Raw genomic sequence first — 23,396 nt, 5'->3', positions numbered from 1 at the left:
TCCTTTTATCTGGGTTTAGTTATGACCTAACGGCCGATTGAAAGCTATAAACTGCCAGCCATATCAGAGCCTGTCGGGAGAAAATCGACAGGCTCTGAAGCATGATACGGCTATTGAAGAATTTCAGGATAAATTAAATTTTATCCCCTGGGCAAGCGGTAACTCATTTCCCCAGTTAATCGTATTGGTCTGACGACGCATATAAGCTTTCCAGGAATCAGAACCTGATTCTCTGCCGCCACCTGTTTCTTTTTCACCGCCAAAAGCTCCGCCAATTTCAGCACCTGAAGTGCCAATATTGATATTGGCTATCCCGCAGTCGCTTCCCATTGCACTCAGGAAACGCTCGGCATGCTTGAGATTTTGTGTAAACATAGACGAGGAAAGTCCTTGAGGAACACTGTTTTGCAGTTCAATGGCTTCTTCTATGGTGTTAAACGGCATGACGTATAAGATAGGCGCAAAGGTTTCTTCCTGAACCACATCCCAACTATTCTGCACGTCAGTTACCAGTGTAGGCTGTACAAAATACCCTTTTCGATTCAGGCTTTCTCCACCAGCGACTATTTGCCCGCCGGCTTTTTTAACACGCGCAATGGCCTGGCTGAATTGAGAAACCGCCTGCTCGTCGATTAAAGGACCCATCAGATTATCAGGATTAAGTGGATCGCCAATTGTTATTTGCTCATACGCATGCTGCAATCTGCGAACTACTTCCTTGTACATAGACTGATGTACAAATAAGCGTCTGGTTGTTGTACATCGCTGGCCTGCCGTTCCGACAGCACCAAATACTATTCCGGGAATCGCAAGATTAAGATCCGCTGACTCATCCAGAATAATTGCATTATTGCCGCCAAGTTCAAGAATGGTTTTCCCAAGGCGAGCAGCGACTTTCGCAGCCACTGTTTTACCTACAGCGGTAGAACCAGTAAATGAAACCAGCGGGATTCGCTTATCCTCAACCATCATGTCCACTACATCATGACTGGACGGAATAATCAGCGAAAAAATTTCCGGGCAATTATTTTCCTTTAATACCTTGTTACAAATATTCTGCACCGCAATCGCGCAAAGAGGCGTTTTTGCAGAAGGCTTCCACAGAGTCACATTACCGCAGATAGCTGCAAGAAAGGCATTCCAGGACCACACCGCTACAGGAAAATTGAAGGCTGAAATAACACCGATAATACCGTAAGGATGCCATTGCTCATACATCCGATGATTGGGGCGTTCTGAGTGCATGGTATTACCATAGAGCATGCGGGATTGACCGACCGCGAAATCGGCGATATCAATCATTTCCTGAACTTCACCGTCACCTTCCTGTTTGGATTTACCCATCTCCAGAGAAACGAGACTTCCAAGCCAGTCTTTATGTTCTCTTAAAGCCTGCCCCATCTGACGAATAATTTCTCCTCGCTTCGGTGCAGGATACTGACGCCATGCCAGGGCAGCAGCCTCAGCTCGACTCATAATCTTCTGATAGTCATCACTTGAACAGGTAGCAACCTCTGCAATTTTTTCTCCAGTGGCTGGAGAATAGGAAATCAGCTTATCTGCTCTGCATTCACTCTGCCAACCCTGGCCGCTATAAGCGCCGGCATTCGTATCCTGAATACCTAAATGCTTCAAAAAATCCATCGATTATTTACTCCTAAGCGTAATATTTACCAAAACGATTGGACAGCACATCCGCGAGGCGGAATTTTTCCTGGAGCACCAGTCCGTGATATTCATTTGCCTGTCCTAAAACCAGGTCAACTACGGCGCATACTCCCGCGGCAGTGCTGACTTGAATAGCAGACCATTCCAAATCTAAGATAGTTTCCGGATATACCTTTTTAACATAGCTCTTTTCAGTTAACTCACCATGCTTTATCCCTTCAACAGTTACATATACAATCACAATGTCCTGATAGGTCTTGGGAATGGCTTTTTCGAGAATTCGTTTTAATGTGCCTCGGTCTTCGTTGAGTTTCAGATCATTCATCAGCAGGCGCATTTTTTCACAATGTCCTGGATACCGCATCGTTTTGTAATTCAAACTCTGAATTTTATTTTTATACAAATCAGCCAGACTTCCCAGCCCTCCGGATGTGTTAAAAGCCTCGTATTCACAGCCATCGATTTGTATTGACTCAAGTCCTTCCAAAGGTTGCACAACAACCGGTTTACCCGCTTCGATACCAAAGCATGGATTTCCATACTCATTGATTACACCATCAGTAGACCAGGTTAAGGAATAATGAAAGGCATTGTTAGCGCGTTGTGGTAATGCACCTACTCGAAGCTTGGCATGAAAGCATTCATCGAACTCCTGCATCAGGCTGTTTGCAGCAATACTGATAAAACCAGGAGCCAATCCACACTGAGGCACAAACGCTGTTTCTGCTCCCTCGGCAATGCGCTTGACCGCATCGGTAACTGAGGTATCTTCAGTCAGATCAAAATAATGGGCTTTTGCCAGTTTTGCCGCTCTGGCGACATGGGTATTGAGAAAATAAGGGAGGCTTGAAATGACCGCAATGATTTTATTTTTTTCGATGTAGGATTGGGTTGACTCTTCATCGGTAACGTCCAACGCCACCGTCTTGACCTGCGGCATCGTTTGCAGCAAGCGCGTTACATCGGTACCAGAAAATTCCAAATCTGCCAGGTGAATCTGATAATCCTTGCTGCTTGCAAGTAAACAAGCGATAAGACTTCCGATTTTACCTGCACCTGTAATCATAACATTATACATAGTTATTCCCTTCCGTTAGAAAACAGTTGTCATCCTACACAAATAAAACCGGTTTGCATACCTTGAAAAAAAACGATTTTTATGTAGCGATTACAACTCGGAAAAAATGATCGAAAACAAATCAAGTATAGACAGCCAATGCGTAAATTTAAATATAACTCTCATGGTCTCAACGTCATCCTGAACGCAGTGAAGGATCTCCTGAATCTGGCTCAGTTCCATGCAGTTTGAGATCCTTCGCTACGCTCAGGATGACGTACCTGGGGAGTTACAAAATATTGCACTTTTCCTATTTTCGTTTCAACGTCATCCTGAACGCAGTGAAGGATCCCCTGAATCTGGCTCAATTCCAAGCAGTTTGAGATCCTTCGCTACGCTCAGGATGACGTACCTGGGGAGTTACAAAAAATATATCACCTTCTTTCTGGTGATCTTAGTTGACCTTTGAGCTGTAGTATCCTATCGTTCTTTCATTTAATGAAACTCTGTCATGACCAGCGCCGTCTCCTTTGAGCCACTGCAGATTGAAACCACAAAAAAATTAACCTGGATGCATTACTTCAAATTTTTCATATACGGCTTGTTATTACCGCTGGGATTTGCTCCCTTTCATATACCCGGCATGGCGATTCTAGGTCTGGCTCTTTTCTATTATGGGCTCGGTGCGTATTCTAAAGGTTCTGATTTTCTGCGTGGATTATTTTTTGGCCTGGGATTCTTTGGATTTGGGGTGTCATGGATTTATGTCAGCATTTACGAATATGGCCATTTAAATCCAGTACTCTCAGGATTAATCACCCTGCTCTTCATCCTGTATTTATCATTCTTTCCTGCGTTGCTTGCCCTTGTCTTTAATATTTTTTCAACTAAACGCCCAACAATTACTTCAGGATTATTTTTCAGTGCACTCTGGGTCATCAGCGAATTGCTGCGTGCTTCCATTTTAAGCGGCTTTCCCTGGCTTCTGCTTGGATTCGGTCAATTTGATGCACCGGTTAAATACCTTTTACCTGTTTTAGGGGTTTATGGAGCGAGCTTTCTGACTGTGTTTGCCGCCACGCTGCTGGTTTGTGCATTCGGCGTTGAGCGAAGAAAACAACTGACTTATCTTGTGTTGTTTGTTTCAACTATCCTCGCTCCGCTTGCCTTAAAACCCATAGAGTGGGTCCATATATCGAGCACGCCGGTATCCATTGGCGTCATTCAGGCCAATTTGTCCATGCGCGACAAGTGGGATGAGACGCTGTTCTGGAAACTTCTTGATCGTTATCAGAAAGACGTTATCAGTTTACTTGGTACTCAGCTTATTGTGATGCCGGAATCGGCTATCCCACTGCCCTCTTCCTATATAAGTGATTTTCTCGAGGACTTACGGGAAAAAGCAAAGAATGCAGGCAGTGGGATTCTTTTGGGGATACCAGAACCCACTAAAATCGACGCTGACGACTATTTCAATGCATTAATCAGTCTTGGGGAAGCTCAGGGGTTTTATCTAAAGCAGCATTTAGTTCCATTTGGCGAATATATACCCGGTATTTTTCAGCCATTGATGAATTGGTTACAGATCCCTGATGCCAATTTAAAGCCAGGGAAGAACGCGCAATCGCTAATCAGAGTTCATAAGCATCCTGTCGCGACGCTTATTTGCTATGAACTGGCCTATGGAGAATTGCTTCGCAAGCAGTTTCCCCATGCTGAGTGGATTGTTTCTATCAGTGATGATGGTTGGTTTGGACACTCGCTCGCCATGTATCAGCAACAACAGATTGCCCAGGTACGTTCCCTGCAAACCGGGAGATATCAGGTTGTCTCGAACAATGATGGATTATCGTCCGTCATTAATACGCGAGGAGATATTGTGACCTCACTTCCTGCTTTTGATGCCGGTCTGCTCCGCGCGTCCATCTATCCGGCGACTGGCAGCACACCCTGGGTGCTCCTGGGTGATTGGCCGATACTAATCCTCTCTTTTGGTATTTTTCTATGGGCCATGATATCTGGATTTCCTAAGAAACAGCATCAGTAAACTATTGCTGCTAAGCACAAGAGGGGTTATCCTAGGCAGCTTAAGTAATCTAATGTAGTGACTATGGATACTAGTTATAAACCACAAGAAGTAGAAGAACAGGCCCAGCAATACTGGCATAAGAAGCAATGCTTCAATGTCACTGAAGACTTGAACAAAGAAAAGTTTTATTGCTTGTCCATGTTCCCTTATCCAAGCGGAACGCTCCATATGGGCCATGTGAGGAATTACACTCTTGGCGATGTAATTGCAAGATACCAGCGTGCTTTAGGCAAGAATGTTCTGCAGCCCATTGGTTGGGATGCTTTTGGCCTTCCAGCAGAAAACGCGGCAATAAAACACGGAATTCACCCTGCTGAATGGACTAAGAAAAATATTGCAGCTATGAAAGAGCAATTCCTGCGCCTGGGGAATGCCTATGACTGGAAACGTGAAATAGCAACCTGTGATCCAGATTACTATCGCTGGGAGCAATGGTTTTTTATTAAGCTTTACGAAAAAGGTTTAGTTTACAAAAAGAATGCTGTGGTTAACTGGGATCCTGTTGATCAGACTGTTCTGGCTAATGAGCAAGTAGTCGATGGGCGCGGCTGGCGTTCCGGAGCGCTTGTCGAACGGCGTGAAATTTCTCAATGGTTCATTAAAATCACTGCCTATGCCGATGAACTTCTTAAAGATTTGGATACGCTTGAAGAATGGCCAGCACAAGTCAAGCAAATGCAGCGTAACTGGATTGGCCGTTCCGAGGGCTGCGAGATTGGCTTTCAAGTTAATGAGTATCCCAAACGACTCAAAATTTACACTACTCGGCCTGACACCCTGATGGGCGTCACTTATCTCGCCGTAGCCCCTGATCATCCCCTGGCTAAAGAGGCAGCCAATCAGGATCCCGCAGTTCGCGAGTTTATCGACAGCTGTCAGGGGATCCGCATGGCGGAGGCTGATCTGGCAACTATGGAGAAGAAAGGGATTGCAACCCGCTTCTCAGCAGCTCATCCTGTTACTGGAGAAAGTATTCCCGTCTGGATTGCCAATTTTGTATTGATGCAATACGGCTCAGGTGCCGTCATGGCTGTTCCTGCTCATGATCAGCGTGACTGGGAGTTTGCTAATAAATATAACTTGCCGATTAAGGAAGTGATAAAGCCGCTTGGCGAGGTAACTCATAATTATGATAAATCAGCCTTTACAGAAGAAGGTGAATTAATTAATTCCGGCGAATTCACTGGTCTGACTTCTTCCCAGGCTGTAAGCACTATTGCTAATTACCTGGAAAGCAGAGATTTGGGTAAAGTTACGGTTAATTACCGTTTGCGCGATTGGGGCGTTTCTCGTCAGCGTTATTGGGGAACTCCTATTCCCATGATTTTCTGTGAAGAATGCGGCATTGTTCCCGTTGCCGAGCAAGATCTCCCGGTAACACTGCCGGATGATATTGAATTTACAGGAAGTGGCTCACCTCTGGCGCAGTCAGCAAAATTTTTACAAACACGCTGCCCTAAATGCGGTCAGGATGCAACACGAGAGACCGATACTTTCGATACCTTTATCGAGTCTTCATGGTATTACGCGCGCTTTGCCTGCAAAGGGCAGGACAATGCCATGCTGGATGATCGCGCTAAATACTGGACTCCTGTAGATCAGTACATTGGCGGCATTGAACACGCCGTTATGCATCTTTTATATGCCCGATTTTTCCATAAACTGATGCGCGATGAAGGCCTGGTTAATTCTGATGAGCCTTTTAAAGCGCTGCTGACTCAGGGAATGGTATTAAAAGATGGCCATAAAATGTCAAAGTCATTGGGTAACGTGGTCGACCCCAATCACTTGATTAATACTTATGGCGCGGATACCGCACGTCTTTTTGTCATGTTCGCAGCGCCTCCCGAGCAATCATTAGAATGGTCTGATACCGCAGTGGAAGGAGCTCATCGCTTTTTGAAGCGGGTCTGGGCTTTCGCTCACAAAAATCAGCAACTGTTTACTGAAGTTAATAACGCGATTTGCAATGGTAATGGGCATGTCGATTGGCAGCAGGCCGATAACAGATTAAAAAAATCACGCCTGACTGTAAATCAAGTCCTGGCTCAGGCTTCTAATGACTATGAGAAACAACAATTTAATACCGTAGTTTCTGGTTGCATGAAATTGTTTAATGAGATTTCTGATTATTCAATAGAAACCGAGCATGACAAATATTTCATTCATGCCAGCATGAGTATTTTATTGCGTTTACTCGCGCCTATTACGCCTCACATCTGCCATCATTTATGGCAGCAACTGGGTTATGAAAAAGCAATTATTGACGCTTCCTGGCCCAAAGTCGACAAAAGTGCATTAAAAACCGATCAGGTTGATTTTATTGTTCAGGTGAATGGCAAATTAAGAGCGCAATTTACCGCCCCGAGCGATGCCTCCGAACAGGAATTGATTGAAACGGCAACCAGAGAGGCTCATGCCTTTGTTGAGGGCAAAAGCATTAAAAAAGCGATAGTTGTTGCTCACCGTCAACTGATCAATCTGGTGGTTTAGTTAATGTTTAAACGCTACTTCCTCGCAGTATTCATCATCTTGTTAGCAGGATGTGGTTTCAAGCTGCGCGGAACTTATGAAATACCGTCCTGGTTTAATAATGTGGCATTAATAAACCAGGGTGCACAACCTGACCTGCATTTGCAATTAAAGGATCAGCTCCAATCCTATGGCATACGCGTTCTTCCATCTGCCAAAGGGTCTTCATTTATGTTGATTCTCGAAAAAGATACCATTCAGGAACAAATCACCAGTGTGGGAGCCAGTACAACGCCCCGTCAATATCAGCTCATTTATACCGCAGTCTATTCTCTGATCAAAACAAATGGCGAACCCTTGCTTTCTTCAAATCAGGTTACTGTAACCCGACAACTCACAGTAAATAACAATAGAATTTTAGGGTCTAATGCGGAGGAAACGCTTATTTACAGTGAAATGCGCCGTGATGCAGCCATGCAAATTATGAATCGAATTAATCGCAAGCTAAACTAATTTCATGTTAAATAAACTAAACCACCTGAATTTACCAGCGCCAGACAAATTTCTTCCCGTATATTTAATAACGGGACAGGAACCATTTCAAGTAAACCACTATGCGAGAGTGTTAATATCCGCCTGGCAAACACGTCATAAAGACGATTGCGATACCAAAGTTCTGCAAATTAATTCAACAGCAGACTGGACTATGCTACGGGAAGAGGCAAACAATTTCTCACTGTTTAGCAGTATGATGATTCTCGATGTACGCTATGATAAAAAAACACTGGATTCTGCTGGCAAACAGTTTCTTGAAACCTATTTATCCTCTCCTAACCCTCAATGTTTGCTTGTCCTTCGGGCACCCGATATGTCGCTAAAAGCCCTTCAATTTATCAGTAGTCATCCGGCTATTATGATTATTGCTGCAAGCCCAATGAGTGCTAATAGCTGTAAGGAATGGATAGCCTCGCAGCTTAAGCAACACTCAATTGACTTTGATGAAGCAATTCCTGCGCTTATTTATCAATATAATGAAAATAATCTTCCAGCCTGCGCTCAGGTATTAGAAAAAATCAAATTAATTGCAGAAGCCAATACTCGATTGACATTGAAGGAGGTAGAGGAGCACTTGCACAATCAATGCGAGTTTTTAAGTTTTGAGCTGGCAGACGCCTGTCTATTAGCTAATCAGGCCAAGGCCCTCCTCCTTCTCAGGCAATCCAGCCAAAATAAGACCGAACCCAGCTTAATCTTATGGATATTAAGCCAGGAAATTCGATTACTTATTCAGTTGAAGCATAAAACAGCACACTGCTCATTTCGCGATGCAGCTTCGCAGCTAAAGATTTGGTCCACAAAGCTAGGCAACTATCAAACAGCAATCAAGCGTTTTGAAATTGTTTTTCTGGTTCAATTGTTAAATCAATGCGAGCTTTTAGACAAAAAAATCAAAAGCGCTAATCAGCCCGGTCAAATCTGGCGTAGTCTTGAGATAATAGCAATGGCATTATGCACAGGGAGAAAGGCAGGCTATCTTGAATAATGTATTAATATTTGGGGGAACCTTCGATCCTGTACACAAGGGGCATTTGGGCATAGCAGAAAATGTTCAGCAGCACTTCCATTTTCAGCGCTTTATTTTTTTACCCTGTAAATTACCATTGTTAAAGCAGAACGCGACAGCTTCCCCTGCCCAACGACTAAAAATGTTAGATCTCGCTCTGGCTGATTATCCGGTTTCCTACCATTTTGAAATTGACGAGCGTGAGATTAATCGCCCCTCGCCGTCATATATGGTTACAACACTCGAGAGTTACCGCGAGGAACTGGGCGAAAATGTCGCTTTGACCCTGCTGATGGGGATGGACAGTTTCCTTCAGTTACCGCAATGGCATCAATGGACCCGGATTTTGGATTTAGCAAATATCCTGGTGATAAAACGGCCTGATATTAGCCCGAGCGAGAGTAGCAATCTGATGGAATCGCTTTCCAGACACCTAACTAAAAGAGAGATTGATCTGAAAAATACCGCACAAGGGCTTATTTATTTTTTTGATGCCGGCGCCTATCCCATTTCCTCTACCGAAATTCGGAGAAACTCTTTATTGAACTCTGAAAATATGCCTGAATCAGTGCTTGAGTTTATTACTCAGAATAAGCTCTATCTCTGACTATCATAAAACTTTGAAGCGCAACAAATTGATTAACACTTGTTCTTTATGTTACAATTAGCTACAACTTATATAATTATTGACCTTATGCCTCGAATTGTTTTTTACGGTCATGCTTCATTTTCCACAACGTCCACTGACTGTACAATCCCGACAGACACCAGCCTTACCATTTACTGCTCACCAGGTAGTTTATTGAATCAGGAAGTTTCTAACGCCTTGGCTAACGGAGAACTTCTTACAGCAAAGGATATTTCCGTATCAAAAGCAACCTGGTATTTGATAAAAAATGGATTGAATCCAACAGACAAATCCACTCATGAAAGCTTTGACACCTACCCTTTAATTTTAAGAGCGGGCGATAATGTGCCCGATTACGTGCTCTCTTATGCCGATATTCCGGCCATGAATCCCCCTTTAAACCAGGTCCCTACCCAGGTAGTACAGGTAAGAGAACAAACTTCGCTCTCTCAACTGCTAAATCAATTTAAAGGCCAGGATCTTCATTGGGGCGCTTGCGGATTTGCTAAGGATTTTGAGGACATACGTGCAGTTGGATATGGCTATGCTTTTTCTTTAAAATCTGACTCAGCACTGAAAAATAATTACCAGTCCCCTAAACCAAGCGAGGAAGAAAAGAAGATTCAACGGCTCAAACGATTTAGTTCTTTTTTTACTGTACCGGACGAACAGGATTACACATTGAATCGTCCCAGAAAAAAAACCCGTTATACAACTGGTAAACAATTTAGTCCATCAGAACATAGTGAACCCAATCCAGCACCCAAACATCCTGGCTGCTTGTAAAATTGATAAATAGCATTCTGCTCTGTACAGCGGCTGCTCGCGGTATGGGTTGATGAAGTTCAGGCCTTTTTACAAGCATTTCTGGATACTGCGGACAACCACAGTAGAAGAAGGTTAAACGCTGTTTTATGATTCAACAAAGCTGTTTAGAAGTTTATTTAATGCTTCCAGGCTTCTTCTTTTTTTTCTTTATAATCCTCAAACGCTTTAATCAAACCTGATAACACTTCAGCACTTGTTTCAAACATGGCTTTACACTGTGGTTCATCAATTAGTTTGATGTCTTTTCGCAGATGGTCCACCTGATCTTTAAATGCTTGCTGCATCTTATTGACATGATGTAAAACATTCTCATTGTTCGCAGTCATTCCAGGCTCCTGATATCCTTTAATAAAAGTATAGACGGCCTTTAGAAATGCCATCTGAATTTAGTATGCCAGGAGCAAATGGGTGAGCTGGAAAGGGATAAGCTTTATAAACAACCAAAAGCTTATCCCTAGAATCCTAAGATTGGGACAACTCAAAATCGGTTGGGAAATCAGCGAGGCTGTTTGTTTGATCCAGCGATTTAGCCTGATTAATTAAATCGGGTACCTTGCTTGAAATCCAGTCGACTACGGGAGTGAACTTGGAATAGAGGCGTGATTGGCTGACATATTCTTCCTGCGGGAGTGAGGTCATACGGATAACCACGATAATTAATGAGACAATAAAAACACCGCGTATGAAACCGAATCCCATTCCTAATAGTCGATCAGTGCCACTCAACCCGGAGCGTTTTAATATAAAACCAAGAAGCGCATTAATAATACCACCTATAATTACTGTTGCAGTTAAGACAATAACGAAGGAGGCAATTTTAATAACTGTTTGATCCTGAATATAATTTCCTAACCAGGGGTATAAAACAGAAGCGTAATTGTATGCCAGCCAAATAGCCACTATCCATACGGAAAGGGCTATTAATTCTTTCAGAAAGCCACGGAATAAACCGGTGATAACTGAAAGACCTATTATGAGTATGATGGCGATATCAATCCAGTACCATTGCATCTTTAGCTGATTCCTGTGGTAGGTACAACAAATCCATTAATCTGCATCGCGCTAGCCAGTTGTGTTCTTAGCTTCAGAGCCTGATCTTTCTGATTCATTTGCCCTACCAGCACTTTATAAGCAATACCGTTTTTGCTTTGGACTTTATTATAGGAAGCCTGAAATCCTTTGCTTTTTAACTTGTTAACCAATGCAATCGCATTCTTTTGCTGTACAAATAATGCGACCTGAACTGAGTAAGCTGTTTTGCCCGGGAGAGCTTTGGGTGCAGGCGCTTTGGCCAATTGCTGAATTTTTGCAACGGGCTTAGATTGTGTTTTAGCTGCTGGAAGCGACTTGCTGGCTACAATAGTTTTTGGCAGTTCTTTTGCAGGAATCGCAGCGGGTATGCTGGCCAAAGGCTTTTTCTGTTCAAGAGCGACTCGTTTTACATCTTCATTTGATGCCGCATGTGAAGAATAGGATACGCTATTGTGTTGAGCCAGCTCTGCGGGTGGATTGCTCATCACATCTGCTTTATCTTCCTGCGCTCGAGCTTCTTTCAGAGCATCAGGATTATCAATCTGGGCACTGGCATAGTCTATTGTTTTTGTTCCATTAACCGGACTTAAGGGCTCCGCTTTGGCAATAGTCGCAGCAGGTTGATAATCTTCGTTAGCCGTTGGAATGTCTACATGAGCCACCTTAACAGATTTAAACATGGTCTCCTCATCAGATGCAGTGACCTGAGGCAGCACCGGCTTTGGAGGCAGCTTGATGGAAATACTTGAGGGCCCTTCCAGGCGCTGGCTAGATTTTTTCATAATCGCGGGAGCAAAAATGGCTCCTAAAGAGATAATTACAGCAAGTCCAATAAGTCTGTGCTTAATACGCTCGTCCATTACTAATGTCATAGTAACTCCTCCAGGTAAGAATCAGATACTGCATTTAAAACAGCACCTACCAGAATAAAAGATCCGAAGGCGATAATTAAATCGCCTGCTTTTGCCTGCCGGAATGCCGCTTTATAAGCTTCTTCAGGGCTACTAAAATAGCCTTTTGTTTGCTCGATATTCTCAGGCAGCTCTTTTAATAATTGTTCTGCAACACAGGCGCGCTTACTCTCAAGCCTTGCAGGATACCAATAATTAACCAAAGGTAAAAGTGGCTCGACTATTCCTTTTATGTCTTTATCATTTAAAGCAGAAAAAACCGCATGAATATTACCATGTATTTTTTGCTGCGTCACAAATTCTGCCAAAAATCTTGCAGATTGCGGATTGTGCGCCACGTCTAAAAGGAGCCTCCTCTCGTTTTTTTCTATCATTTGTAAACGAGCGGGTAAATGAACACTTTTAATAGAAATTGCAATGTTCTTATCTTCTACCGGTAATTTTTCGCTTAGAATCTTCGACCCGATGACTGCGGCTACCACAGAATCTGGATGTAAATGGGGCTTGGGTAACTGAAGTAACTGTTTTCGAAAATTAATCTCGAGAATATCATCTGCAATTTTATACGAATAATCCTGGCCATTAATCAATACTGGTTTTGCGACACCCATTGCTCTTTTTAAAACTGAGGCAGGCAAATCGGAAGCAGCTCCTATAAACGCTCTGTTGGTACGAAGAATCCCTGCTTTCTCTGTTCCAATAGCCTCGAGGTTTGTTCCAAGATATTCCTGATGATCAAAATCGACTGTAGTAATAATAGCCAAATCATTATCGATAATATTGGTAGCATCCAGTCTTCCACCTAATCCCACCTCTAAAACTACCAGATCAAGATCATGCTGTTCAAAATGCAATAAGGCAGCGAGTGTCGCCGTTTCAAAGAAGGTCAGCGCGGTTTCTTTTCTAGCAAAATCAATAAGTTCGAAGTAATTTTCAAGTTGTTCGTCTTCAATCGCCTTTCTATTAATCCGGATCCTTTCGTTGAAAGCAACCAAATGCGGGGAAGTATAGACACCGACGCGATATCCTGAGTTGGAATATATTTCTTCAAGAGTAGCTACAACGCTGCCCTTGCCATTGGTGCCCGCGACTGTTATAACGGTTGGCGCAGGCCTTGATAAAGCCAATTCCTCAGCAACACCTTTAATACGGCTCAAGCCTAGCTGGATTTCCTGCACATGCCGGTTTTCCAGCTCACTCAGCCATTGCTTTAAGGTTTTCCCGCTCTTTTTCATGATCTTACAAGTTACGGTGCGACAGCTTGGCAATTAACTCAGCGATTGTGGGTCGAAGCGCCTTTCTGTCAACTACCATATCAATATGACCATGCTCAAGCAAAAACTCACTGCGCTGGAAGCCTTCAGGCAAGGTTTGCCGAACTGTCTGCTCAATGACTCGAGGACCAGCAAAGCCGATAAGCGCATTGGGTTCAGCAATAATGATATCACCAAGGCTGGCAAAACTTGCTGAAACCCCGCCTAGTGTGGGATCAGTCAGTACCACTATAAATGGCAGATTGGTTTCGGAAAATTTGGCCAGAGCTGCTGAGGTTTTAGCCATTTGCATTAGTGAAAACAAGCCTTCCTGCATTCTAGCGCCACCGCTTGCGGTAAAGCAGAGATAGGGCTTTCTTTCTTTAGTTGCCAATAAGACGCCACGTACAAACTTCTCACCCACCGTAGCACCCATAGAGCCGCCTATGAAGTTAAATTCAAAGGCGCTTGCGATGACAGGCTGTCCCATAACGCTGCCTTTGGCAAGTAATAAAGCTTCTTTCTCGCCTGTTGCTTTTTGCGCCTGGACAATACGATCTTTATATTTCTTTGAGTCCTTAAACTTCAGTCGATCGATTGGCTCCAGATGAGCAGCTACTTCCTCAATACTGCCCTCATCTAAAAACTGTTGCAGGCGCTGACGCGCAGTCAGACGATGATGATGATTGCAATTGGGGCATACAGAGAGGTTCTTGATTAGCTCGGTACTATAAAGAACAGAGTTACATCCAAGACATTTTACCCATAGGCCTTCGGGCACGCCTTTTTTTTGTGATGCTTCTGTTCTGACTTTAGAAGGTAATAATTTTTTTAGCCAACTCATAGATAAGAATCCGTGGATTGAATTTGACGCGCAACAGTATAACCTGATTTTTTATCTGAGGCTTGTTTTATTCACTCTATTGTTCGCATTTAATTAATGAACAATACTCTGGCTCTGCTGATTATCATCAAACTGTTTATTTTTTCTACACACCATGAATTTTAAATAAAATTTTCCCTTTTTTCTCGCATTTTTTAAAATAAAGTGCTACGCCCCCTAAAGTTTTTTTGTTTCTATCCGATAACTAAAGTGGGTACGGTGAATTCAAGGTCGAATTCCCGGTAATAATATAATCCCCAATCCAGGGATTCAGGCACGAGGAGATTTTGGTCATGACTCAAGTGATTAATACTAACGTGATGTCGTTAAATTCCCAAAGGAGTTTAAATGTATCACAAAAAGGCATGCAGACGGCCATTCAACGTCTTTCATCCGGTCTGCGCATTAACAGCGCTAAAGACGACGCTGCCGGACTGGCCATTTCTGAAAGAATGACATCACAAATCAGGGGTATGAACCAGGCAATACGAAATGCGAATGATGGTATATCATTGGCTCAGACTGCAGAAGGGGCAATGCAGGAAACGACCAATATCTTACAGCGTATGCGCGAACTATCACTGCAATCAGCTAACTCATCGAATAACTCTGGCGACCGTCAGGCTATTCAGGAGGAAGTCGTTCAGTTACAAAGCGAACTCGATCGAATTGCTTTAAACACTGAGTTCAATGGTCAGAGAATCCTGGATGGCTCTTTTTCCAGCGCCAGTTTTCAGGTAGGTGCCAACGCTAATCAGACGATTAACTTTGCTATCGGAAGTATTAAAGCCTCATCAATCGGCGGTATTGCTACCCAGAGTGGAACTGAGGTGTCCAACGCCGCTTCAACTGATATAACAATTGCCATTGGCGGCGGTGCTGCTACAACAATCAACTCCAGTGCCGGATTTACAGGCAATGCCCAGCAGGATGCGACTTCAGCCTATGCTAAAGCAGCGGCCATTAATGATGCTGGAATCGCCGGTTTGTCTATAAGTGCCAATACCTCAGGAACCCAGACAGTGGGCGCAATTGGGGGTACAGCAGGTGACACTTATGACCTCTCTGTTAATGGCGTGGCTGTATTTACCAACCAGGACGTTGCAACAGCCTTATCCAACACGGCACTGCGTGATGCGATCAATGGCGTGAGCAATCAGACAGGTGTCATTGCCAGTTTAAATGGTGGTGATCTGACCCTAACCGCAGCTGATGGACGTAATATTGATATCACTGAAGCGGGTACTGGTTTTACTGCAGGTACAGACGGTATCAGTGTTACCGGCGGAGACTTCGATGGTACTTTGCGCGGCAGTCTGACTATAAGTGCAACTAATAGCATCTCAATTGGCGGAACCGTGGCCACATTAGGCTTAAATGCCGCTATCGCCAAAGACTCTCTGGGAGTAGATAGCATTGATGTGGGTACTGCAGCCGGTGCGCAATCCGCTATATTGCGACTGGATTCAGCCTTAAGCTCCGTGAACTCTAATCGCGCTGCAATGGGTGCCTTGCAAAACCGGTTTGAATCCACTATTGCCAATCTGGCAAACGTTGCTGAAAACCTCTCTGGCGCAAGAAGCCGAATCCAGGATGCGGATTTTGCCGCTGAAACGGCTAACTTAACCCGAGCCCAGATTCTGCAACAAGCTGGAACTGCGATGCTGGCACAGGCTAACAGCCTGCCACAATCTGTACTGTCCTTACTTGGCAGATAATAGTACTACCAGCCTGCTCTCTGATGGGAGCAGGCTATTTTAGCTTTATCCTTCCTGTATTCGATTAAGTGGGAGGTCGAAATGAAGATTGAATCAAATAATATTAAGTCCAATTCATTGGAACAGGAATCAAATGGTATCCATGAGAATATTAAAGCCGGCTCTCAACCCTTTTCATCCAGTCCATTGAACTCGGCGCAAAGTAAACAGGCCATTGATAAAGCAACCGGCGTTCTTCAAACCATCGTAACAGAGAAATTATCAGATAAAGTCATACGGAAAATGCCGCCTGATGAATATCTGAAACTTCTAAGCCTGGTTGATGAAATGATTAGCGGCTCTATTGATAAAAAAGTGTAACTGAGTTGCAATATAAATCTGATTAGATATTAAGGACAATAACGTGTCAGGAATAAGTTCGCCAGGAGTTGGCTCAGGTTTGGACATTAAATCAATTGTTGAGGCGCTGGTAAAAGCGGAAATTACCCCTGCTAAAAACAGAATTGATCGACATGAAGCGGATCTTGTGGCTGAGCTTTCGGCTCTTGGGCAAGTGAGAAGCGCGCTCAGCAAATTGCAAAGCAGCCTGATTAAACTTGGCGATTTAAAACAATTTCATTCATTGAAAACTACCTTAAGTGATCCGAATGCTTTACAGGCCACTATTGGCGATAATGCTATTGATGGTCATTATGATATTGAGATTATCCAGTTAGCCGCCAAACAAAACCTCGCCTCCGGAGCCTTTGCCAATACATCCTCTCCTGTCGGTCAGGGATCATTAACGATTGAGTTTGGAAGTTACAGCAATGATCTCAGCAGTTTTACCCTGAATGCTGATAAAGACCCGCTGGTTATTACTATTGGTGCAGGTCAAAGCAGTCTTGTTGCGATTCGCGATGCGATTAATAACAGTGACAGCGGTGTGCAGGCAGCCATTGTTCAGGACAGTCAGGGCGCTCGGCTGACTTTAAGCAGCCCTTCGACCGGAAAGTCTTATGAAATGCGAATTACTGTAAATGATGCTGATGGAAATAACACCAACGGCGCGGGCTTGTCAGCACTTGCCTATGATCCGACAAACAGTGTTAACTCAATGCTTCAAACTGCCGAGGCAAAAGACAGCCAATTCAAAATCAATGGCTTACTGCTCACTGAAAGCAGTAACCGAATTGAAAACGCGATTGCAGGCGTCACTCTGGATTTGAAAAAAGCTCAGCCTGGAACACTTATTTCGCTCGGTGTTGAGGCGAATCGAGCACAAACTACCTCGCTAATCAGGGAGTTTGTTAAACAGTTCAATGACAGCATGAGTAGTCTTAATAATTTAACCAGCTACGATCCGAATACAAAAAAAGCAGGCAGCCTGCAGGGTGATACGGGAATAAGAAATCTAAAATTTTCATTGTCAGCATTGGTCAGCGATGTCAATCAGGATACTTCCTCCCCGCTTAAAACCCTGGCTGATCTGGGCATTAAAACAACAAAAAGCGGCTTGCTTGAGATTAATGAAGACCAGTTAACCAAAGCACTGGACACGCACTACGAATCCATTGGAGCCTTTTTCGCCAAGTCGGCAAAGGCTTCCGATAGCAATGTGAAAATCAACCTGGTTGGTGCTGATGTCAAGGCCGGAACCTATGCACTAACGATTGACTCCTTCAATCCAGGGGTTAGTTTAAGCGGCACCATCGGCGGTTTGATTGCGACATCCTCAAATGGGTTAACACTAAAAGGCAGCGGCGCTTATAAAAATCTTTCAGTTGATATCACCGGCGGCGAGATTGGAGCAAGAGGAAATATTACCGTAACCAATGGCCTGGCGGTGAAATTTAATGATCTGATTGAACAATTGCTCGATGACAAGGGCAGTTTAGTTGATCGCACCAGCAGTCTGAATAATCAAATTGAACGAATCGCCGAGGATCGCGTTCAACTCGATTACCGTACGCAGGAGCTTGGCAAACGCTATCTGAAACAATTTACAGCCCTTGATGGTTTATTATCTCAGATGCAAAGCACCAGCAATTTCTTAAGCCAGCAGCTGGCTAACCTGCCCCAATTGACCTTGAACAAGAGATGATTATGAAAAACAGGTATGAGCAAGCAATTAATCAATACAAATCAATCGACTTACAGACCCGAATAGAATCGGCAAACCCTCATGAATTAATAAACCTTCTTTTGCAAGGTGCACGCTCGCATATTGCGACAGCGCAGGGCCATATCCAGCGGCAGCAAATCAGTGAGAAAGGTGAGCATATTTCCAGAGCCATCAGCATTCTCGATGGTTTAAGAACAAGTCTTGATCACGAACAAGGTGGAGATATTGCGGTTAATCTGGATCAACTATATGAATATATTCAGCAGATTCTGTTGAAAGCTAATCTTCACAGCGATTCAGAGCTGTTAGCCGAGGCAAATTCACTGTTGACAACAATCCACCAGGCATGGATGGAAATGCCAGGAATTGGGCCTAAAGAATAAAAACCAAGTGACTGCGGGATGACGTGGAAAATTACATTTAATCAAAAAAAATATAAAGTTTTTTCAAATTGTGCCGTTATCAAGATCAACCAGTTGATAAATTAGGGGTAAAATCATGAGACAATGGTGCAAAATAATAATATTAATGATTTCTCTCCTTCCCGCCGCATGGTCAGAAAGCCGATTTGGAGAAACGCTTTGTAATGATCCGGATTATTTTTGTATGAAAATCAAATCCGGCGACACATGGGCCAGCCTTTTTCCTAATGAGGAATCCAGGGATTTGGTGCGGCGCATTAATCGTATGAACATCAGGCTTAGAACAGGAATGGTTATCGCGATACCCAAAAACCTGGACAGAATAACTATCTATGATGTATCCCCTTTCCCGCGCTATATTGAATCAGACGGTGAGAAAACTATTTATATCAGCCAGAAAAAACTGGCATGGGGCGCCTATGATGAAGACGGTGAGTTACTTTGGTGGGGACCCATCTCTTCTGGAAATCCACACTGTCACGGCGTTTATGGAGGCTGCTCAACCCCGACGGGTTCCTTTCGCGTCATTAGAAAACAGGATATAGACTGTATATCTACTGCGTTCCCACGGCGTGCGGATGGAAATAATGGCGGTGCAGAAATGCCTTATTGCATGCATTTCTTCCGTGGCTATGCTTTACATGGCAGTAATACAGTTCCCGGGTATCCTGACAGCCACGGCTGTATCAGGATGTTTACAGAGGATGCCCGCTGGTTAAACGAAGAGTTTGTCAGTGTTCCTGAGGATGGCGAACGAGGAACTCGTGTTGTCATCGATGATCCGAATAGCTGATTAAACTATTGTAACAGTGAAAATGCACCAACGACTCCTTGCTGAGCTAGCTGTCGCTTCAGGTTATCCGTCATGTTGCGCTCAGCAAAGGGGCCTACTTTCACCAGAAACCGCTCATTATATTTTTCAACAAATACCGGTGAAGGAGTGATGCGAGCCAGCTTTTCCCTTAACAATGCAGCCAATTGCTGAGAATTGAAGGCACCAGCCTGCACATAATAATAAGCAATATGCGGTTTACCAGGCTCCCTGACAGTTAAGGCTTCAATTTCTACCGCGGCGGTTCCCTTAGGCAACAGACCCAGCTTGCTTGCTGCTGCATAAGAGAGGTCAATAACCCTGTCATCGTGGAAAGGGCCTCTATCATTTACCTTGACCACCGCCTCTCGCCCATTTTCAAGATTTTTCACCCGGACATATGTGGGCAAAGGCAGGGTTTTATGCGCAGCGGTCATTGCATACATATCATAGTCATCCCCGCTTGATGTTCTCCTGCTGTGAAACTTGGTTCCATACCAGGACGCGATACCTTTAGTCTTATAGCCGCTGGCACTACGCATGACCTCATAATTATGGCCATTTACAGCGTAAGATCCGGGATTTCCATAGCGGCTGAAGGGTTCATAGACCGGGTTTACTTTATGAAAGCGCGTTGGTGGAGCGCCTGGAGGAGCCCCGTCTTTTTGCTGAGCAGTAGACTGTTTTTGTCGGATTGATGATTTATTGCGTGGCGAAGAAATGTTTTTACCCTCTTCCTGCACGGGAGGCTCGATTGTATTTACAGGTCCCTGGCAGGCAGTAAGCAACATCAATGGCAATAACCCAATCCAACGCATAAATTCTCACTTTAGTAGTTTAATGACTTATGAAAATAATTTACATTCTACGAAAATTTTTTGTCAGACGATACAAGCAGCTTGCAGAGCGCATCGAATCGACTTAAAAATAAGCGATAGCTAATCTTCTAAGAAGATAATTGGAGGGAGGCTGATGCTGTGTTAGACTAACAGGATTTTTGTAACAGCGAGTAAAATAATAAAATGAAGTGTTTGCAAATTTGTTCCAAAGTGGCATTGGCCGCCTCTCTTTTTTTCCAAAGCGCTGTATTTTATGCTGATACAGCTTTGCCTAATACGCCGATTCCAAGCCCGACTATTACCAATAAACCCCTTATCACCCCTTCTCCTCCAACCCTGAATGCCAAAGCCTATATTCTTATCGACGTCAATAGCGGCAAAATTATTGCCGAGAAAAATAGTGAGGAACAATTACCTCCTGCAAGCCTCACAAAAATGATGACTCTTTACGTCATCTCCAATGCGCTGCACAACGACCAGATCCATTTGACAGATAATGTCAGAATCAGCCGCGAAGCCTGGAAAACAGGCGGCTCAAGAATGTTTGTTAAAGAAGGTCAGATGGTAAGTATTGAAGATCTTCTGAAAGGGATTATTGTTGATTCAGGTAATGATGCCTGTGTTGCTATGGCAGAACATCTCGGCGGCAGTGAACCCGGCTTTGCTGAAATTATGAATCAACAGGCCCAGCAACTGGGGATGGTGAATAGCCACTTCACGGACAGTACCGGCCTGCCTGATCCCAATTTACATACTACTGCCAAAGATCTCGCTATTTTGGGACGTGCGCTGATTACGAACTTCCCTCAATACTATCACTGGTATGGTCAAAAATGGTTTACTTATAATGGAATTCGCCAGCCTAACCGTAATCGTCTGCTGTGGAGAGATAGTCAGGTTGATGGGGTTAAAACAGGTCATACCAATGATGCGGGTTTTTGTCTGGTATCCTCTGCCAAACGAGATAACATGCGCCTCCTGGCAGTGGTACTAGGCTCTCCAAGCGATTCAGTCAGGGCAGATGACAGTGAACGTCTTCTGAATTATGGTTTTCGTTTTTTTGAAACACATCCTCTCTACAAAGCAGGACAAAGTATTACCAAAGTTCCCGTATACAAAGGCGCTTCCAGCGAGCTAAATGTAGGCTTATTACAGGATCAGTATATCACCATACCTAATGGCCAATATCAACGCCTGAATATCACAACTACTGTAGCAGAAAGTCTTCAGGCACCGATTGAGAAAGGTGACAAGATTGGTGAGCTGGTTGTTCAATTTGATGATAAAACAATTGATACACACCCGGTTTACGCGCTCGAACCCGTTGAAAAAGGCGGCATTTTTACCCGCATGAAAGATTCCGTGCGTTTGATGTTCAAGCATTGGTTTGGATAAAAGACAAATGAATCAATTCGTTTATCTGAATGGACAAATCACACCCAGCCACGAGGCGAAGATCTCAATCTTCGATCGTGGTTTTTTGTTTGCTGACTCAGTGTATGAAGTTATTCCAGTCTATGATGGACGCCCCTTCTTTGTTGAAAAGCATCTCAGACGCTTAGAGTCGAGTCTCGATAAATCCAGAATCCCTGATCCGCAAATAGATTGGCTGCCTGTGCTGGATGAATTAATCAGACTCAATGGCAATGGTGACATGCAGCTATACATTCAGATTACCCGAGGTAATCAGGGAGTGCGTAAACATGATATTCCTGACAAATTAGAACCTACAGTGGTGGCCTTCACTCTGCATAGCAGCTTTCCCACATCCGCTGCAGCGGAGGGGCTTCATGCGATAATTCTTGAAGATTACCGCTGGGAGCGGTGCGATATTAAATCAACCGCCTTGCTGGCTAATGTGCTGCTCAATGATGAAGCAATTCGCCAAGGGGCAAATACGACCATCCTGACCAGAAAAGGCTTTGTTACCGAGGGGAGTGTGAGTAACGTTTTTCTGGTAGACAAAAATAATATTATCAGAACCCCTCCTCTGAACCACTATTGCCTTCCAGGCATTACCCGCGAAATTGCATTAGACTTAATAAAAGAGCTTAACTGGAAATTTATTGAGGAGCCTATTCCGGTACAAGATATTTTTACTGCATCTGAACTGTGGATTACCAGCACTACCAAAGAAATTTATCCAGTTACCCAAGTCAATAATTTACCGATTGGCGATGGTCAGGCGGGAATTTACTGGCAGAAAATTAATATCCGATACAAAGAGTTGGTTAGAAATTATGAATGATAAACCTAGTCTGATTGAATTTCCCTGTGATTTCCCCTTAAAAATTATTGGGAGTAATACAGAGCGTTTCGTGGCAGAAATAACCGAGATCGTCCTGAAACACTATCCTCAGACACCGGATCATAAAATCCAGTCTAAAAATAGCGAGCGAGGGAATTATGTCTCAGTTACTGTGACTGTGTTTATTTATGATCAGATTTCACTGGATAATCTGTACAGGGAGCTTACCAGTCATCCTGATATCAAAATGGTTTTATAATGATAATACGCAATCTTGGACTACAAACCTATCAGTCCGTTTGGGATGAAATGAAGGTCTTCACCAGCAACAGACAGATAGAAACCAGCGATGAATGCTGGTTATTGGAGCATTTTCCAGTATATACCCAAGGTCAGGCAGGCAAGCCAGAACATTTACTCAATCCAGCGAACATTCCTGTCATCCAGTCCGATCGTGGCGGTCAGATTACTTATCATGGTCCCGGCCAATTAGTCGCCTATGTTTTAGTGGATTTAAAGCGAAGGCATATTGGTATTCGCACCCTTGTTTGCCAGCTGGAAGCCTTGTTGATTAGCTTGTTAGCCAATTATAAACTTGATGCCACAACTCGCTGCGGTGCTCCCGGCGTCTATTTTAATGAAAAAAAGATTGCATCTATTGGATTACGGGTGAAAAATGGCTGCACCTATCATGGAATTGCACTGAATGTGAATATGGACCTGCAACCCTTTAAAGGCATAAATCCCTGCGGCTTTAGTCAGTTGGAGATGACTCAGATTAGTGAGTATGTACCAGGCATTGACTTGGCTGAGGTGAAACAAAAGCTTGCAGCACTTTTTTTAAAGCATTTTGAAACCTGACAAGTATG

23 protein-coding genes are annotated in these 23,396 nt (G+C 43.7%); 15 read left to right on the top strand and 8 right to left on the bottom strand.

What is annotated here, in order from left to right; all coding sequences use genetic code 11:
• Positions 1–123: 123 nt before the first annotated feature.
• Together LXA66_RS08350 and LXA66_RS08345 are read right to left on the bottom strand one after the other, a co-directional pair.
• Positions 124–1,644: an aldehyde dehydrogenase family protein gene (locus LXA66_RS08350; protein ID WP_233012762.1), complete on the bottom strand. Its 1,521-nt coding sequence runs from the start codon at positions 1,642–1,644 to the stop codon at positions 124–126.
• A gap of 13 nt (positions 1,645–1,657) precedes the next feature.
• Positions 1,658–2,746 carry a saccharopine dehydrogenase family protein gene (locus LXA66_RS08345; RefSeq protein ID WP_233012761.1) on the bottom strand — a complete coding sequence of 363 codons (1,089 nt, stop codon included), beginning with the start codon at positions 2,744–2,746 and terminating at the stop codon, positions 1,658–1,660.
• Between the two features lie 490 nt (positions 2,747–3,236).
• On the opposite strand from LXA66_RS08345, the gene lnt reads away from it, so the two are divergent.
• From lnt to LXA66_RS08315, 6 genes are all read left to right on the top strand, one after another.
• Positions 3,237–4,772, top strand: coding sequence for an apolipoprotein N-acyltransferase (gene lnt, locus LXA66_RS08340; RefSeq protein ID WP_233012760.1), 1,536 nt, complete (start codon positions 3,237–3,239; stop codon positions 4,770–4,772).
• 63 nt (positions 4,773–4,835) lie between these two features.
• Positions 4,836–7,307, top strand: a complete 2,472-nt coding sequence (leuS, locus tag LXA66_RS08335) for a leucine--tRNA ligase (protein ID WP_233012759.1) — start codon at positions 4,836–4,838, stop codon at positions 7,305–7,307.
• Between the two features lie 3 nt (positions 7,308–7,310).
• The gene (gene lptE / locus LXA66_RS08330) at positions 7,311–7,799 is read left to right on the top strand and encodes an LPS assembly lipoprotein LptE (RefSeq protein ID WP_233012758.1); all 489 of its coding nucleotides are present in this window, start codon (positions 7,311–7,313) and stop codon (positions 7,797–7,799) included.
• A gap of 4 nt (positions 7,800–7,803) precedes the next feature.
• Complete coding sequence (gene holA / locus LXA66_RS08325) at positions 7,804–8,829, top strand: DNA polymerase III subunit delta (protein ID WP_233012757.1); 1,026 nt, start codon at positions 7,804–7,806, stop codon at positions 8,827–8,829.
• Complete coding sequence (gene nadD / locus LXA66_RS08320) at positions 8,822–9,457, top strand: nicotinate-nucleotide adenylyltransferase (protein WP_233012756.1); 636 nt, start codon at positions 8,822–8,824, stop codon at positions 9,455–9,457. Before holA ends, nadD begins: the two co-directional genes overlap by 8 nt.
• Positions 9,458–9,544: 87 nt before the next feature.
• The gene (locus tag LXA66_RS08315) at positions 9,545–10,264 is read left to right on the top strand and encodes a putative adhesin (RefSeq protein ID WP_233012755.1); all 720 of its coding nucleotides are present in this window, start codon (positions 9,545–9,547) and stop codon (positions 10,262–10,264) included.
• A gap of 158 nt (positions 10,265–10,422) precedes the next feature.
• Here the strand turns inward: LXA66_RS08315 and LXA66_RS08310 are convergent, their stop codons facing one another.
• The 5 genes from LXA66_RS08310 to accD form a co-directional block, all read right to left on the bottom strand.
• Positions 10,423–10,632: a hypothetical protein gene (locus LXA66_RS08310; protein WP_133140148.1), complete on the bottom strand. Its 210-nt coding sequence runs from the start codon at positions 10,630–10,632 to the stop codon at positions 10,423–10,425.
• 136 nt (positions 10,633–10,768) lie between these two features.
• A complete protein-coding gene (locus LXA66_RS08305; protein ID WP_233012754.1) occupies positions 10,769–11,317 on the bottom strand; it encodes a CvpA family protein in 549 nt (182 codons plus the stop codon).
• Between the two features lie 2 nt (positions 11,318–11,319).
• Positions 11,320–12,210: an SPOR domain-containing protein gene (locus tag LXA66_RS08300; protein ID WP_233012753.1), complete on the bottom strand. Its 891-nt coding sequence runs from the start codon at positions 12,208–12,210 to the stop codon at positions 11,320–11,322.
• Entirely contained in the window at positions 12,207–13,484 is a 1,278-nt protein-coding gene (folC, locus tag LXA66_RS08295) for a bifunctional tetrahydrofolate synthase/dihydrofolate synthase (protein ID WP_233012752.1), read from the bottom strand. The genes LXA66_RS08300 and folC overlap by 4 nt, the downstream gene beginning before the upstream one ends.
• 4 nt (positions 13,485–13,488) lie before the next feature.
• Positions 13,489–14,346 carry an acetyl-CoA carboxylase, carboxyltransferase subunit beta gene (gene accD / locus LXA66_RS08290; RefSeq protein ID WP_112219657.1) on the bottom strand — a complete coding sequence of 286 codons (858 nt, stop codon included), beginning with the start codon at positions 14,344–14,346 and terminating at the stop codon, positions 13,489–13,491.
• Positions 14,347–14,678: 332 nt separating this feature from the next.
• On the opposite strand from accD, the gene LXA66_RS08285 reads away from it, so the two are divergent.
• The 5 genes from LXA66_RS08285 to LXA66_RS08265 all read left to right on the top strand — a co-directional run bounded on the left by LXA66_RS08285 (position 14,679) and on the right by LXA66_RS08265 (position 19,422).
• Positions 14,679–16,103: a flagellin gene (locus LXA66_RS08285; RefSeq protein WP_255665314.1), complete on the top strand. Its 1,425-nt coding sequence runs from the start codon at positions 14,679–14,681 to the stop codon at positions 16,101–16,103.
• A gap of 81 nt (positions 16,104–16,184) precedes the next feature.
• Positions 16,185–16,463 (top strand): hypothetical protein, encoded by a 279-nt coding sequence (locus tag LXA66_RS08280; RefSeq protein ID WP_233012751.1) that lies wholly within the window; start codon positions 16,185–16,187, stop codon positions 16,461–16,463.
• Between the two features lie 43 nt (positions 16,464–16,506).
• Positions 16,507–18,186 carry a flagellar filament capping protein FliD gene (gene fliD / locus LXA66_RS08275; RefSeq protein ID WP_233012750.1) on the top strand — a complete coding sequence of 560 codons (1,680 nt, stop codon included), beginning with the start codon at positions 16,507–16,509 and terminating at the stop codon, positions 18,184–18,186.
• Complete coding sequence (gene fliS, locus LXA66_RS08270) at positions 18,183–18,590, top strand: flagellar export chaperone FliS (RefSeq protein ID WP_233012749.1); 408 nt, start codon at positions 18,183–18,185, stop codon at positions 18,588–18,590. Before fliD ends, fliS begins: the two co-directional genes overlap by 4 nt.
• Positions 18,591–18,735: 145 nt before the next feature.
• Entirely contained in the window at positions 18,736–19,422 is a 687-nt protein-coding gene (locus LXA66_RS08265; RefSeq protein ID WP_370637234.1) for a L,D-transpeptidase, read from the top strand.
• 5 nt (positions 19,423–19,427) lie between these two features.
• Here LXA66_RS08265 and LXA66_RS08260 read toward each other — a convergent pair whose 3' ends face one another.
• Positions 19,428–20,258 (bottom strand): septal ring lytic transglycosylase RlpA family protein, encoded by an 831-nt coding sequence (locus tag LXA66_RS08260; RefSeq protein ID WP_233012748.1) that lies wholly within the window; start codon positions 20,256–20,258, stop codon positions 19,428–19,430.
• Between the two features lie 204 nt (positions 20,259–20,462).
• Here LXA66_RS08260 and LXA66_RS08255 point away from each other — a divergent pair, with 204 nt between their 5' ends.
• Genes LXA66_RS08255 through lipB form a run of 4 tightly spaced genes read left to right on the top strand, consistent with a single transcriptional unit; the run spans position 20,463 to position 23,388 of the window.
• Positions 20,463–21,674, top strand: a complete 1,212-nt coding sequence (locus LXA66_RS08255) for a D-alanyl-D-alanine carboxypeptidase family protein (protein ID WP_233012747.1) — start codon at positions 20,463–20,465, stop codon at positions 21,672–21,674.
• A gap of 7 nt (positions 21,675–21,681) precedes the next feature.
• Positions 21,682–22,527: a D-amino acid aminotransferase gene (locus LXA66_RS08250; protein WP_233012746.1), complete on the top strand. Its 846-nt coding sequence runs from the start codon at positions 21,682–21,684 to the stop codon at positions 22,525–22,527.
• Positions 22,520–22,786 (top strand): YbeD family protein, encoded by a 267-nt coding sequence (locus tag LXA66_RS08245; protein WP_058506563.1) that lies wholly within the window; start codon positions 22,520–22,522, stop codon positions 22,784–22,786. The genes LXA66_RS08250 and LXA66_RS08245 overlap by 8 nt, the downstream gene beginning before the upstream one ends.
• Positions 22,786–23,388 carry a lipoyl(octanoyl) transferase LipB gene (gene lipB, locus LXA66_RS08240; RefSeq protein WP_233012745.1) on the top strand — a complete coding sequence of 201 codons (603 nt, stop codon included), beginning with the start codon at positions 22,786–22,788 and terminating at the stop codon, positions 23,386–23,388. The genes LXA66_RS08245 and lipB overlap by 1 nt, the downstream gene beginning before the upstream one ends.
• Positions 23,389–23,396: the final 8 nt, after the last annotated feature.

Origin of the sequence: Legionella sp. 16cNR16C (assembly GCF_021297775.1) — a bacterium.
In the GTDB taxonomy this organism is placed as follows: Bacteria; Pseudomonadota; Gammaproteobacteria; order Legionellales; family Legionellaceae; genus Legionella_C; species Legionella_C quinlivanii_A.
The sequence above is the reverse complement of the archived record's forward strand: the minus strand, read 5'-3'. Positions and strand labels throughout refer to the sequence as shown.

Coding starts and splice junctions, on each gene's coding strand:
- LXA66_RS08350 (WP_233012762.1), bottom strand. CDS start 1,644: ATGGATTTTTTGAAGCATTTAGGTATTCAGGATACGAATGCCGGCGCT.
- LXA66_RS08345 (WP_233012761.1), bottom strand. CDS start 2,746: ATGTATAATGTTATGATTACAGGTGCAGGTAAAATCGGAAGTCTTATC.
- lnt (WP_233012760.1), top strand. CDS start 3,237: ATGACCAGCGCCGTCTCCTTTGAGCCACTGCAGATTGAAACCACAAAA.
- leuS (WP_233012759.1), top strand. CDS start 4,836: ATGGATACTAGTTATAAACCACAAGAAGTAGAAGAACAGGCCCAGCAA.
- lptE (WP_233012758.1), top strand. CDS start 7,311: ATGTTTAAACGCTACTTCCTCGCAGTATTCATCATCTTGTTAGCAGGA.
- holA (WP_233012757.1), top strand. CDS start 7,804: ATGTTAAATAAACTAAACCACCTGAATTTACCAGCGCCAGACAAATTT.
- LXA66_RS08315 (WP_233012755.1), top strand. CDS start 9,545: ATGCCTCGAATTGTTTTTTACGGTCATGCTTCATTTTCCACAACGTCC.
- LXA66_RS08310 (WP_133140148.1), bottom strand. CDS start 10,632: ATGACTGCGAACAATGAGAATGTTTTACATCATGTCAATAAGATGCAG.
- LXA66_RS08305 (WP_233012754.1), bottom strand. CDS start 11,317: ATGCAATGGTACTGGATTGATATCGCCATCATACTCATAATAGGTCTT.
- LXA66_RS08300 (WP_233012753.1), bottom strand. CDS start 12,210: ATGACATTAGTAATGGACGAGCGTATTAAGCACAGACTTATTGGACTT.
- folC (WP_233012752.1), bottom strand. CDS start 13,484: ATGAAAAAGAGCGGGAAAACCTTAAAGCAATGGCTGAGTGAGCTGGAA.
- accD (WP_112219657.1), bottom strand. CDS start 14,346: ATGAGTTGGCTAAAAAAATTATTACCTTCTAAAGTCAGAACAGAAGCA.
- LXA66_RS08285 (WP_255665314.1), top strand. CDS start 14,679: ATGACTCAAGTGATTAATACTAACGTGATGTCGTTAAATTCCCAAAGG.
- LXA66_RS08280 (WP_233012751.1), top strand. CDS start 16,185: ATGAAGATTGAATCAAATAATATTAAGTCCAATTCATTGGAACAGGAA.
- fliS (WP_233012749.1), top strand. CDS start 18,183: ATGATTATGAAAAACAGGTATGAGCAAGCAATTAATCAATACAAATCA.
- LXA66_RS08265 (WP_370637234.1), top strand. CDS start 18,736: ATGATTTCTCTCCTTCCCGCCGCATGGTCAGAAAGCCGATTTGGAGAA.
- LXA66_RS08260 (WP_233012748.1), bottom strand. CDS start 20,258: ATGCGTTGGATTGGGTTATTGCCATTGATGTTGCTTACTGCCTGCCAG.
- LXA66_RS08255 (WP_233012747.1), top strand. CDS start 20,463: ATGAAGTGTTTGCAAATTTGTTCCAAAGTGGCATTGGCCGCCTCTCTT.
- LXA66_RS08250 (WP_233012746.1), top strand. CDS start 21,682: ATGAATCAATTCGTTTATCTGAATGGACAAATCACACCCAGCCACGAG.
- LXA66_RS08245 (WP_058506563.1), top strand. CDS start 22,520: ATGAATGATAAACCTAGTCTGATTGAATTTCCCTGTGATTTCCCCTTA.
- lipB (WP_233012745.1), top strand. CDS start 22,786: ATGATAATACGCAATCTTGGACTACAAACCTATCAGTCCGTTTGGGAT.